Genomic DNA, 13,071 nt, shown 5'->3' on the forward strand with positions numbered 1-13,071 from the left:
AAGGAGGTTCGTGTCTCATGTGTATAACGACGAGATCTCACGAGGAGAGCTCAGTTGACCATTGAGATGAGTAAGTCTGCTCACCTACAGTTTCAATTGGGCAACGACTCCCGGAAGCGGCTGCACCACCATAATTTAATTTTTCCGATGCTCCATCCGGTTTCTGTTGTTTGAAGTGAATGAACACGCCAATACATGGGTGGATGGGACATAAACTGGAATTCCAAAAATCTGAAAAACCAAGAATCTCTTTCTAAGGAAGAGATTTTTTTGGCCTTTTTATTCGCTTCTTGCTCTTTTTCAAAAGTAACGTAGTATCCTGCAGACTTTTCCAATGCTCGATCTTGATATTCACACAGGATCGTCAAGCTGTTAGCCATTTGAGCATTCCCACCGTCCAACAGCGTTGCTCCTAAATGATCTGCCCGTACTTCCATCCACTGTGTGAATAGAGATTGGAAAGCAGGAAGCAGAAAAATCAAGAGCCAAAGGCTGAGAAAAACAAAGATTTGAGCATGTTCCAGCCAATTTTGGAAAGCTTTATAGAAAAGGAAAACACCAGCCAAAACCAACCCAATCAACAAAAATCGCAATAACTGTCCCATCAAGACATCTCGCTTTTTCACATGAATCGCCTCATGAGCCAAAATGCCTTCAATGGCTTCATGGGGAAGTTTCAGCGTTTCTGAAGTCAACGCTACCAATGATCGACCAATATTCGCGCCTATCGCAAAACCGTTATATTCGGCCGATTCCGTGACATAAATATCGACATGGGAAAGGCCGGCACGTGAAAAGACTTTCTCGATGATTGGCAGCAAATCGGGATCGTCTATTTTCTTCATATCTAAAGCGATTTTTAATACGCGATCAGAAATCCATAGATTGAATATCCAAAATAGTACCATAACAATGGTTGTTACGATCGGTCCGATCCCCATCAAAGTAAACAGTGTGATGAGAGCTGCATAAGCTCCCACCCCTTTCACCGTGGCTGCAAAATACCATTTTCCTAAAAGACGTTTCCAATTGTTTTGATGATAGAAAGGCTTTACTTCGACCTCTTCCATTTTATGTATTTCTTCTTTGAGGAGAAATGCCATTGATTCCGATGGATCCGGAGTGAAATAGACTTTTTCACCGGAAAAAGATAGCTTCCACGTTTTCCCCATGCTGGTCGTATAGTCCATGTTAGGAGAGAATAAAGAAAAAAGCTGGAATAGTTGCAACACATCCGGCCGGGTTTGAATGCTGACTTCTGAAAGTTCCTCCAATGGATACTTTTTTGTTTCAAACAAAGATACAGCATATAGTACTTCTTCGTGTTCTGCGTAAAAAAGGCGGAGAGAGCGAAACAACTCCACTCTTTTTGTCAGTCCAACGACAAGAGAGACGAAGCTATATAAAAGTATGAGCGTGATCAGGGAATCCGGTCCGAAAAGGAAGTAAAGAACAGCGATGACTATAAACAATCCGGAAAATAAGAAATCCACTAAAAGGCGCTCTTTATTTTTAGACAAGACAATTTCTCTCGCGCCTTGTTCTTTTAGTTGATCGATGATCTCTTGCAATTGGACCTTGCTTCTTTCTGGTACCGGAGAGCTAAAAAAGCTAAATACAAATATAAAAAAAATAGACACCGTTTTTATAAACCCTTGATCTAAGAACACATAGACGATCCATCCGATTCCGAGTATAGCAGTGAGGATATATACATATAAAGAAGGACACCATTTTTTTAAAAAGTATGCCAAGAAACTGAGAAAAAAGCCGACCACAGCAGTCCAAATCGATATAGTCACATCTGGCATCAGTTGCTCCCCCTGTCTAGTTGAAAAAAGTGCAAGAAAACCCCCAGTCATTATTTATCACTTAAGTAAATCCACTAACACCCATTGGTAACGAAACTCCTCCTTTCTACATGTAGGTAGGTTGACAATGACATGTTGTTGAACGTTCATGAACGTTTTCTTCTAATCTTGGTTTTTTTTTCTAATTAGCATTATAGCAGGGATAGGTCCTTTTTGTATATCTTTTTTTTCACTCCACTGCGCTTGTTGGGGAACCTGAATGTGACCTACAATATTTTCATCACATGTAACGGATAACGATCATTCATGTAGGAGAGGAACCGTATGATTAAGAGAACCGTTTTTGTATGACTCATGTTGTTGCCTTCCTCATGATTCGGGATTCACGCTTACGAAAGCGAGCGGTCAGTGCCCTGATATGTTCTTTGCATGGGTGGATCAGCAGATTGTTGCTGATGTTTTGGCCATTCATTGTAGTAAAGGTGGGGCGAGCATGTCATGACGGAAGGGCATCGGCATCGCCACGCTCATTGCTGGCATCATTACAAACACATTCTGTCGTTCGTATTTGTTCGTTGTTGTACTCTTGGTTCCAGTATTTGTTCTGAACAACTCAATGGATGGGTCAGCCAATTTTTTTGGACTTGATTTTCTGAACCTAGGAACAATCGTTTGTGAATAGAATGTATGTTTTTTCTCTGGAGACAGGAAACATGAGGAATGTTGTCGAATATTGATGGAGGTGGAAAAATCATGAAACCTCTAACGGCTTCGGTCGTATGAATAGGTGAGGGGAAAGGAGGGAGGGAGAAGTTGTTTGGCTATCCGCCTGAAGTCGTATACGGAGCGGTGCTGGTGGTCAGCGCACTATTGACGGTTTTGTATTTTTTCTTCAGCGATGTGCTTGACGGTTTGTTCGATGTGGCCGCTCATCCGCTGTTTAGCCCGCAGCTGGTTTTATCGTTTTTCATCGTCGCAAGTGCGGTTGGACTGTTGGCGGAATGGTATACGGATTGGGCGTCTCATTGGATCATTTGGCTGAGCGTTGGAGTGGCACTTATTGTTGTACTGCTTTTGCACTTTTTCGTCTTTTTGCCGCTTCGGTCGGCTGAGGCTTCGCTTGGGTATACGGACGCCGAATTGGAAGGGTCGCTAGCGAAGGTGATCGTGTCCGTGCCGCCGGATGGGTTTGGTGAAATTCTCATCTCCCGTAAAAGCGGTGCAGTGGCCAAAGCGGCGAAGAGCATGAACAATGAAGCCATTCCGTCAGGGGAAGAGGTCATCATCGTGCGAATGGAAAACGGCATCGCTGTGGTGGCGAGGCACGATCCGTATCAGCTTTCCATCTAACATAACGAAAGGGGAAATGTCATGACTGTTGCACCATGGTTGATTGTAGTTGGTGTCGTTGTCTTGCTTCTTATCGGACTCATTGCTATTTTTATTGCTCGCTACCGTACAGTCGGTCCGGATGAGGCGCTTATTGTCACAGGCAGCTACTTAGGAAACAAAAACGTCCATGTTGATGAGTCAGGAAACAAAATTAAAATCGTCCGCGGCGGCGGTACGTTTGTTGTGCCGATTTTCCAACAGGCTGAGCCGCTCAGTTTATTGTCGATTAAGCTGGACGTGCAAACGCCGGAAGTGTATACGGAGCAAGGGGTGCCCGTGATGGCGGACGGGGTGGCGCTCATTAAAGTCGGCAGTTCGATCGGCGAAATTGCGACCGCAGCCGAGCAGTTTTTAGGCAAAACGCGCCAAGACATGGAAAACGAAGCGCGTGAAGTGCTTGAAGGCCATCTTCGCTCCATCCTCGGGTCGATGACGGTTGAAGAAATTTATAAAAACCGCGACAAATTTTCTCAAGAAGTACAGCGTGTCGCCTCACAAGATCTCGCAAAAATGGGGCTTGTCATCGTCTCGTTCACGATCAAAGATGTGCGCGACAAAAACGGCTACCTTGACGCGCTCGGGAAGCCGCGCATCGCTCAGGTGAAACGTGACGCCGATATCGCGACAGCAGAGGCAGAAAAAGAGACGCGCATCAAGCGGGCCGAAGCTGACAAGGAAGCGCGCAAAGCAGAGTTAGAGCGGATGACGGAAATCGCCGAGGCGGAAAAAATCAATCAGCTCAAACTCGCCGAATTCCGCCAAGAGCAAGATATCGCCAAAGCGCGTGCCGACCAAGCGTACCATCTCGAAGAAGCGAAAGCAAAACAAGAAGTTATGGCTCAACAAATGCAAATTAAAATCATCGAGCGGCAAAAACAAATCGAGCTCGAAGAAAAAGAAATTTTACGCCGCGAACGGCAATACGATTCAGAAGTGAAGAAAAAAGCCGATGCCGAGCGCTATGCGATCGAGCAAAAAGCGGCAGCGGAAAAAGCGAAACAAATCGCCGAAGCCGATGCGCAAAAATACCGCGTCGAAACGCTCGCCAAAGCGGAAGCCGAGCGCATCCGCCTCGACGGGTTGGCGAAAGCTGAGGCTGAGAAAGCAAAAGGGGAAGCAGAAGCGGAAATTATCCGCCTGAAAGGTCTCGCCGAAGCGGAAGCGAAACAAAAAATCGCCGAAGCGTTCGAACGCTATGGCCAAGCAGCCGTGCTCGACATGATCATCAAGATGCTTCCGGAATATGCGAAACAAGTGGCGAGCCCGCTGTCCAATATCGAGAAGTTGACGATTGTCGACACTGGCTCAGGAGCGGGAGGCGGTGCCAACCGCGTCACCGGTTATGCGACGAACTTAATGGCGAGCTTGCAGGAGACGTTAAAAGCGTCAACTGGCATCGATGTCAAGCAGCTGCTTGAAAATATCGCCCAAGGCGGGACACCAGCCTCACCCGTGAACCCACCTACTGCTTCGGGGCAACAAACGAACACGAACGAATAATTCAGCTGTCTCTAGCGCCTTTGGTCGATCCAAGGGCGCTTTTTCTGCTTCATAGTTGCGCAGGGAGCGCCGTTTCGCTATGATGTGGAATAGTGGAAGGTTCCTTTTCAAGGATGGAAAAAGAGGAAGTAGGTTGATGATGAATGAAACGAGCTCGAGTGATTTATAATCCGACATCGGGACGGGAGCTGTTTAAGCGCCATTTGCCCGATGTGCTCGTCCGATTAGAAAAGGCTGGATATGAAACGTCGTGCCACGCCACTGAAGGGCCGGGGGATGCGACGAAAGCAGCGAGGCAAGCAGCCGAGAGGGAATTTGACCTCGTTGTGGCGGCAGGCGGCGATGGAACGATTAACGAGGTGGTCAATGGCATTGCGAATCAGCCATACCGCCCGAAGCTCGGCGTGATCCCTGTTGGGACGACGAACGATTTCGCCCGTGCTATCGGTGTGCCGCGTTCGATCGAAGGGGCGTGCGAGGTGATCGCCACGGGTGAACCTGTCGCGATTGACATCGGCTCTGTCACCAATGAAGACCAGACACGTTATTTCATCAATATCGCGGGCGGCGGGCGCCTGACCGAGCTCACCTATGAAGTGCCAAGTAAGTTGAAAACGATGCTCGGCCAGCTGGCCTATTACTTAAAAGGGATTGAAATGCTTCCGTCGATTAAGGCAACGGAGGCGCAAATTGAGTATGACGGCAAACTATTTGAAGGTGAAATCATGATGTTTTTAGTCTCGCTGACCAACTCGGTCGGCGGCTTTGAAAAATTAGCGCCTGATTCGTCACTCAATGACGGCCTGTTTGACTTCATCATTGTCAAGAAAACGAATTTGGCTGAGTTTATCCGTCTCGTCACGCTAGCGGCGCGCGGGGAGCACATTAACGACCCGCATGTCATTTACACGAAAGCCAATCGGGTGAAAGTACGCTCTTCGATGCAGCTGAACTTAGACGGCGAATTCGGCGGCATGCTTCCGGGCGAGTTTGTCAACTTATACCGCCATCTCGAAGTATTCATGCCAAAAGAAAAAGCAGCACAAGTGAGAACAGGGCCATAAGCCTGTTCTTTTCTTATGTCCTCACGCTAGAAGGGGCACGCTAAACATACACGATGGTCAGAAAGGGGAACGACATGGCGAAACAACAAGCACCGGTCGCCAAAAACGACTACTATGACGTGACATTCACAGATTTGACTCACGACGGTCTTGGCGTCGCGAAAGTGGATGGCTTTCCGTTGTTTGTGAAAAACGCGCTTCCAGGCGAGCGGGCGAAAGTGAAAGTGATCAAGGTGAAAAAAGGGTACGGGTACGGCCGCCTCATCGAGCTGTACGAACCGAGCCCGGACCGCGTCGAGCCGCCCTGTCCCGTTTATCGCCAATGCGGTGGCTGTCAGCTGCAACATCTAAGCTACGAAGGACAGCTGAAGGCGAAAGAAAAACAAGTGAAAGAAGTGCTCGCCCGCATCGGCAAGCTAGAACACGTCACCGTCCATCCGGTCATCGGGATGAAGAACCCATGGCGCTACCGAAATAAGGCACAAGTGCCAGTCGGTGAGCGCGAAGGGGGACTGATCGCCGGATTTTACAAAGAGCGAAGTCACGAGATCATCGACATGGACGCTTGTTTCATCCAACAGGAGAAAAATGATGTCGTCGTCCAAGCAGTGAAACGGATCGCCGAGCGCTATGGTGTCCGACCGTACGATGAACTCACCCACCGCGGCGTGCTCCGTCATATTGTCGCCCGCTACGGCGCGGCAACAGGTGAGGTGATGGTCGTGCTCGTCACCCGCACCGAACGTTTGCCGTACGAACAAGAGATTGTCCGCGACATCATCCGCGACATCCCTGACGTCAAATCGATCGTGCAAAATATCAACCCTGAGCGGACGAACGTCATTTTCGGAGCGAAAACGCGGGTATTATGGGGAAGTGAGTTCATCACCGACCGAATTGGCGACATCCAATTCGCCATCTCGGCTCGTTCATTTTACCAGGTCAACCCGGAACAGACGAAAGTGCTGTACGACAAAGCGCTTGAATACGCTGAGCTAACCGGAACGGAGACAGTCATTGACGCCTACTGCGGCATCGGCACGATCTCGCTCTTTTTAGCCAAAAAGGCTAAACACGTCTACGGCGTTGAAATCGTCCCCGAAGCGATCGAAGACGCCAAACGCAACGCGGCGCTCAACGGCATCACAAACGTCACGTTCGCTGTCGGCGCTGCTGAAGACGTCATCCCGCGTTGGTACGAAGAAGGCATTCGTGCCGACTGTCTCGTCGTTGACCCTCCGCGTAAAGGCTGTGACGCGGCGCTGCTCGAGACGATCATGGCCATGAAACCGCCGCGCGTCGTCTATGTCTCGTGCAACCCAGCCACCTTGGCCCGCGACTTGCGCATCTTAGAGGATGGGGGTTACGAAACGATCGAAGTCCAGCCTGTTGATATGTTTCCTCATACGGCTCATGTAGAAAGTGTAGCTCGATTAGCGTTAAAGATAAGAGCGTAAATAAACTCTTGTTAAAAACTCTTCTTGCCAAAAACCGAAGGAAAGTTTTGCTCATATAACAAGAACATCCTTCTCTATCCAGTTGACTGAACGGGTTAGGATGAAAAAGCAACCATTTTTCCAGAGAAACGGGACAGGTTCCTGTTTCTCTTTTTTGTTAGGGAGTAAAGGCGCAGGGGAAGAAGCATTCACTCGAATAAGGTAGACTGGTTCACGTTGAATGTTCAACGCTGAGCAGTTTCATCGTTTTAGCACAGGATCCCCCTACTTCCACGAATGAGAAAGGCGGAGCCCGATGAGTAAGTGGGGGAGGAAGGCGTCTTCCTCCTCTCTCTTCTAGTATGCTATTCACTAAATAATTGCTCATTTTTAGCGGGTGTTTATACAGGATGGAATTGAAAAATGGGAGCGATTGCTTACTCCCGTCGAAGAACAGAATTTTTTTCTATAATCTGTGGTGCCAGGACATGTTTCCGTTTCGCTGCAAATGGTTGAAGAAGCACAAACGAATACGGCATGGGTTCTCGTGAATACTGAACCCATGCCGTATTTCGTTTACACGTATCTATTTAGCCGATACCTGTTTGCCATATTTATTTTTTCTTTCATTTACCGCGTGCAAGTGCAACTAGGTGTTTTGGCGTGCGTGAAAGTGAGAAACCTATACCTTATGCTTCTAGTTTTTGCGTTTCTTCGTTATAGACACTTACATCCAATTCTTTAGTGATGCGGCTGGTGACTACACCAGCGGTCATGCTTCCGCTGACGTTCAAGGCAGTTCTTCCCATGTCAATCAACGGCTCTATGGAAATGAGCAATCCTGCTAATGCTACTGGCAGATTCATCGTTGATAGCACTAAAATCGCCGCAAACGTAGCCCCACCGCCAACGCCTGCAACCCCAAATGAACTGATGGTGACGACTAGAATCAGCGTCAAAATAAAGGAAGGGGAAGTTGGATCGATGTTGACGGTTGGCGCGATCATCACGGCAAGCATGGCAGGATAAATGCCAGCACAGCCATTTTGCCCAATTGACAGCCCAAATGAGCCGGCAAAGTTGGCAATGCCTTCCGGAACGCCAAGCGCGGTTGTTTGTGCCTTCACATTCAATGGAAGAGTGGCTGCGCTTGAACGGGAAGTGAATGCAAACGACAGTACCGGAAGCACTTTTTTCACGTAAGTAATAGGGTTGAGTCCGGCCAACGCTAAAATGATCAAATGAATGGCAAACATAACGAAAAGTGCAATATAAGAAGCGACAACAAATTTTCCTAGTTTTGCGATTGTGTTTATATCGCTTGTCGCAGTGACCCGGGACATAATGGCTAAAATTCCGTAAGGCGTTAAGCGGAGCACCAACGTGACGATACGCATGACAATAGCGTACAAGGCATCCACTATTTTTTTGAACATTTCCGCTTGTTCAGGCTGTTTTCTGGCAACCCCTAAATAAGCAATGCCGACAAAGGCCGCAAAAATAACAACCGCTATAGTGGATGTGCTGCGTTGTCCCGTGAAATCTAAAAATGGATTGGCCGGAAGCAGTTCGATAATTTTTTGCGGGAAAGACAGGTTTTGAATTTGTTCATATTTTTGTTCTAACTCCTGTCCGCGCGTTTGTTCCGCTTCTCCTGAAGGAATTTCCATCGCCTCTAATTGAAATCCTAATGAGGACATGATGCCGATCGAAGCGGCGATCGCCGTAGTGCCCAATAATAAACCAATAATGAGCGTGGCAATTTTCCCTAAATGATTAGAGACAGAAAGTTTAGTAAACGCCATAACGATAGAAATGAAAACTAATGGCATAACAATCATTTGCAATAGCTTGACATATCCTGTGCCGACAATGTCAAACCATTGGGTGGACTGCTGGACGATAGCGGAACCAGCCCCATACACTCCCTGCAATGCAAACCCAAAGACGATTCCTAGTCCAAGAGCAGTAAACACCCGTTTGGAGAAGGAAACATGTTTCTTTTGCATGTAGACCAAAACACCAATCAATAACAGCAATATAGCAATGTTGAAAATAATTAGGTAAATATTCATCGTCAATCCCTCCTGACACGTAAAATTACTATAATGATTAAAAACCGATATGTCAAGTAAGCTTTATTTATTGTATGAAAGAGTTTATTAAGATAATCTTGGAAAATAAACCACTTGTTTATTGAGGGGAAAGTTTTTTCGAAAACAACTTTTCCAGAAAATGAGTTCTTCGAACAGACCGTAATGAGAATCAAAATCTTACCTCACCCATTTTGAGGTGAGGTTTTTAATATGTTTTCTTACAAAAGTGTAAGACAGGTGTAAGGAAAGATCTATGTTTCTCAGTTTATATCCCTTGTACAATGAACATGCAAAGTCAGTTGCTGGAGGGAATTCAAATGGAAGAAGTGTTACAAGTAAAAGAAATAAACAAAATTTATCAAGGAAAGGTAGCATTCCAAGCTTTAACCAATGTATCGTTCAGTGTAGAAAAAGGAGAATTTATTGGAATTATGGGGCCGTCGGGGTCAGGAAAAACAACATTATTAAATCTCATTTCTACAATTGATAAACCCACATCAGGAAAAGTCCTGATTAACGGGCAGGATCCGCATCAGTTAAAAAAAGAAAGGTTAGCCGAATTCAGGCGGAAAGAATTAGGATTTGTATTTCAAGACTTTAATTTGTTAGACACATTAACATTAGAGGAAAATATTATGCTGCCTCTAACATTGGAAAATGTTGACCCGGAGTTGATTGAGGAGAAAGTAAAAACCATATCAAAAAAATTAGGGATTGATGCCATCTTAACGAAACGGACATATGAGGTATCTGGCGGACAGAAACAACGTACGGCGATTGCCAGAGCAATCATTCATCAACCTAAGTTACTATTAGCGGATGAGCCGACTGGAAATTTAGACTCGAAAGCATCAAAAGACGTGATGCAGACCTTGCAAATGATTAACGAAAACGATCAAACAACGATGTTGATGGTCACTCACGACCCATATGCTGCAAGTTATTGTCATCGAGTCATTTTTATTAAAGATGGTAAATTGTACAACGAAATTTATAGAGGAACGGATCAAAAGGCATTTTTCCAACAGATTATGGATGTTTTATCAATGTTAGGTGGGGATAGAGATGACTTTTCCACAGTTCGCTTATAAAAATATTACACGTAATTTAAGGGCGTACATGGCTTTTTATTTAAGCAGCTCGTTTGCAGTAATGATTTTCTTTATGTTTGCCATGTTTATCTTCCACCCTGCGCTCGAAACAGGTTATATGAACAACATTGCCAAAAAAGGCATGAAATTTGCGGAGTGGATTATTTTTGGCTTTTCCATTTTCTTTATTCTTTATTCTTTAAGTACTTTTTTAAAGACACGGAAAAAGGAATTTGGAATTCTCACCATTCATGGAGCATCTCCTAAACAACTTCGATGGCTCATTACATTGGAGAATGTATTCATTGGTCTTGCTTCCATCATCACAGGTATATTAGGTGGAACGGTGCTTGCTAAATTCTTTTTTATCGCAGGAGCATATATGGTCAAAATGGAGCCGCTGCAACTCTATTTTCCTTTAGAAGCACTGGGGATAACAGTCGGCGTATTTCTTCTTCTGTTTATCCTTATTTCACAATTTATGTTATTTACTATTCACTCTGAGGAGGTCATTTCTTTACTAAAGGGGTCAGAAAAGCCTAAAAAAGAACCGAAGCCATCTATCCTTTTCTCTGTTCTCGGCATCTTATTTTTAGGAACAGGATTTGGCATGTCTTTATTTGCGGGCATCGATATGGGAAGTGCCGTGGTTATTACTTTGTGTACGGTGATCGGAACGTACTTGTTTTATAGTCAGTTAAGCGTCTGGATGATACAACTATTGAAAAGAAATAAGAAAATGTATAGAAAAGGGATCAATCTGCTATGGATTTCAGATTTAACGTACCGCATCAAAGATAACGCTCGTCTATTTTTTATCGTAAGTATTGTTTCGGCTGTAGCTTTTACTGCAACCGGTACATTAGCAACATACAAATTGATGTTTTCCACAGCAGAAACATCATATGCAATGGAATTTCTGTCTTATGCAACGAATCAGGATGAAAAGAAGCAGTTGGAATTTATTAAGGAAAAACTAGAACAAGAAAATATTGATTACCAACAAACCATATTCAAAGCGATTGAAGCCCGGCAAGGACCAATGAGCTATCCGGTTTTAGTCGTTTCACATCAAGATTGGGTAAAACAATTCCCTGAGTTACAAGCTCCGAATATTCATGATGGAGAAGGGATATATTATGGGGAGGCAAAACGGGGAGGTTATACCATTGTAAATGGTAATAAGACGAAATTGCTAACAGACGACCAGCAAATGTCGATTACGTTACAGTCCATTGAAGAGCCGGTATTTTACCTTAGCGATATATTGGTTGTAGATCATAACACGTTTAGACAGCTGGAACAGAATCATGAGTTAAGTACGATGTACGGTTTTCAATTCGAAAATTGGAAAGAAAGTTTGGAAATCAGTCAAGAGATTCAAAGCCAAATCGTAGGTGAAACATTCAATCCTAATGCCCAGTACTTTTCAAAAGCTGTTCGATATTTTGAGACGGTCCAATTGCCAAGTTTAAGCTTATTTATCGGCTTGTTTATCGCTATCATTTTCTTCTTGGCGGCTGGGAGCTTCTTGTATTTTAGATTATTTGCTGATCTATACGAGGAAAGAAAAAAATACAAATCACTTGCAAAGATTGGGTTAAGCGAAAAAGAAATGGTGAAAATCTCGACGATTCAGATGGCCATTCTTTTCTTCCTTCCCTTCTTGTTAGCGATTATTGAAACAGGTTTCGCTCTACATGTGTTACAGAGGGAAGGTGGATATTTTCATGTATTCCAATCAGGCGTTATCACCATTTTAGGGTTTTTGGGCTTGCAAATCATATATTTTATCGTTATGCGTCATAGTTACAATAAACATTTAAAAGAATACGTATTTCGATAATGGACAAATAAGGAGAGGTAGAACATGAAAAAAATCATAGGGATGATCATTGCTCTTGTTGTCGTATTCGTTGGATTTTTTACGATTGTTCCGGAAGAAGATAGAGATCACATCAATCCTTTTATTCCGAAAGAAGTCATTTATGTCCAAATTTATGAAGACCCTGCCCCGCATGGTCAAAGATATAAATACACTCTTACTGGCTATACAGAAGATGGGGAAGAAAAGGAAATTACATTTACTGCAGGAAAAGTGTTAAAAGAAAAGGCCATTTTAAAAGTGAATGCCAAAGGATCTTTTGTAGAAAAGTGGGAAGAAGTTCAGCCTGAAGAATTGCCTGAAAAAGTAAGAGGAAAAATGGATTCTGTACCATCCAATTGAGTACAAAAAGACAAACACTGCTCCATCAAATATGTCCGCGATGACCATTTAAGCCACGGAGAATGTGTGGCCAAGCGAAAATTACGGATGTGATTCCGCCTCAATCAAAAATAAATGTCCGATTCAGGTCCGGAGCTCGGGAAAACATCATTTTCCGATTTCCGGGCCTGTTTCATTTCACCCCCTTGATGATCAGCGCGCTTGCTTTATCTCCTACCAACGCTCGCAATGTGTAACGAAGAAATGACCATCCCCTTTCAGCAAAAGATAAGGCAGATTATCATTTTCAAGCATAGAGCACAAGAAAACCGCATTCTGTAAAATCAGGCGATTACATGACAAGCAATGGTATAATTAAATGATAAGTTATTGCGAATATTAAAATGATGGGGGATGTATGATGACCACACATAAAATTTATAAAATGAGTTTTTCAAAAGTTTATCCAAACTAT

Annotated in this window: 9 protein-coding genes; 7 read left to right on the top strand and 2 right to left on the bottom strand. The window is 44.5% G+C overall.

The annotated features are described in order from the left end of the window. Positions 1–92: 92 nt before the first annotated feature. Positions 93–1,811: a M56 family metallopeptidase gene (locus tag DSM465_RS0114170; protein WP_035498548.1), complete on the bottom strand. Its 1,719-nt coding sequence runs from the start codon at positions 1,809–1,811 to the stop codon at positions 93–95. Positions 1,812–2,624: 813 nt separating this feature from the next. On the opposite strand from DSM465_RS0114170, the gene DSM465_RS0114175 reads away from it, so the two are divergent. The 4 genes from DSM465_RS0114175 to rlmD all read left to right on the top strand — a co-directional run bounded on the left by DSM465_RS0114175 (position 2,625) and on the right by rlmD (position 7,224). Then, complete coding sequence (locus DSM465_RS0114175; protein ID WP_008881412.1) at positions 2,625–3,161, top strand: NfeD family protein; 537 nt, start codon at positions 2,625–2,627, stop codon at positions 3,159–3,161. Positions 3,162–3,182: 21 nt separating this feature from the next. Next, positions 3,183–4,703: a flotillin family protein gene (locus DSM465_RS0114180; protein WP_008881411.1), complete on the top strand. Its 1,521-nt coding sequence runs from the start codon at positions 3,183–3,185 to the stop codon at positions 4,701–4,703. A gap of 143 nt (positions 4,704–4,846) precedes the next feature. Continuing rightward, positions 4,847–5,767 (top strand): diacylglycerol kinase, encoded by a 921-nt coding sequence (locus DSM465_RS0114185; RefSeq protein ID WP_008881410.1) that lies wholly within the window; start codon positions 4,847–4,849, stop codon positions 5,765–5,767. A gap of 74 nt (positions 5,768–5,841) precedes the next feature. Beyond that, positions 5,842–7,224 (top strand): 23S rRNA (uracil(1939)-C(5))-methyltransferase RlmD, encoded by a 1,383-nt coding sequence (gene rlmD, locus DSM465_RS0114190; protein WP_029761621.1) that lies wholly within the window; start codon positions 5,842–5,844, stop codon positions 7,222–7,224. Positions 7,225–7,892: 668 nt separating this feature from the next. Here the strand turns inward: rlmD and DSM465_RS0114195 are convergent. Continuing rightward, positions 7,893–9,278 (bottom strand): L-cystine transporter, encoded by a 1,386-nt coding sequence (locus tag DSM465_RS0114195; protein WP_029761622.1) that lies wholly within the window; start codon positions 9,276–9,278, stop codon positions 7,893–7,895. 338 nt (positions 9,279–9,616) lie between these two features. On the opposite strand from DSM465_RS0114195, the gene DSM465_RS0114200 reads away from it, so the two are divergent. From DSM465_RS0114200 to DSM465_RS0114210, 3 genes are read left to right on the top strand one after another with little or no spacing between them, the layout of a single operon-like run. Beyond that, positions 9,617–10,390, top strand: a complete 774-nt coding sequence (locus tag DSM465_RS0114200; RefSeq protein ID WP_011886718.1) for an ABC transporter ATP-binding protein — start codon at positions 9,617–9,619, stop codon at positions 10,388–10,390. Beyond that, positions 10,365–12,236 (top strand): FtsX-like permease family protein, encoded by a 1,872-nt coding sequence (locus tag DSM465_RS0114205; RefSeq protein WP_029761623.1) that lies wholly within the window; start codon positions 10,365–10,367, stop codon positions 12,234–12,236. Before DSM465_RS0114200 ends, DSM465_RS0114205 begins: the two co-directional genes overlap by 26 nt. Before the next feature lie 24 nt (positions 12,237–12,260). Then, complete coding sequence (locus tag DSM465_RS0114210; RefSeq protein ID WP_029761624.1) at positions 12,261–12,617, top strand: YxeA family protein; 357 nt, start codon at positions 12,261–12,263, stop codon at positions 12,615–12,617. The last annotated feature ends 454 nt before the right edge of the window (positions 12,618–13,071 follow it).

The sequence above is a fragment of the Geobacillus thermodenitrificans subsp. thermodenitrificans DSM 465 genome (assembly GCF_000496575.1).
Classification (GTDB): domain Bacteria; phylum Bacillota; class Bacilli; order Bacillales; family Anoxybacillaceae; genus Geobacillus; species Geobacillus thermodenitrificans.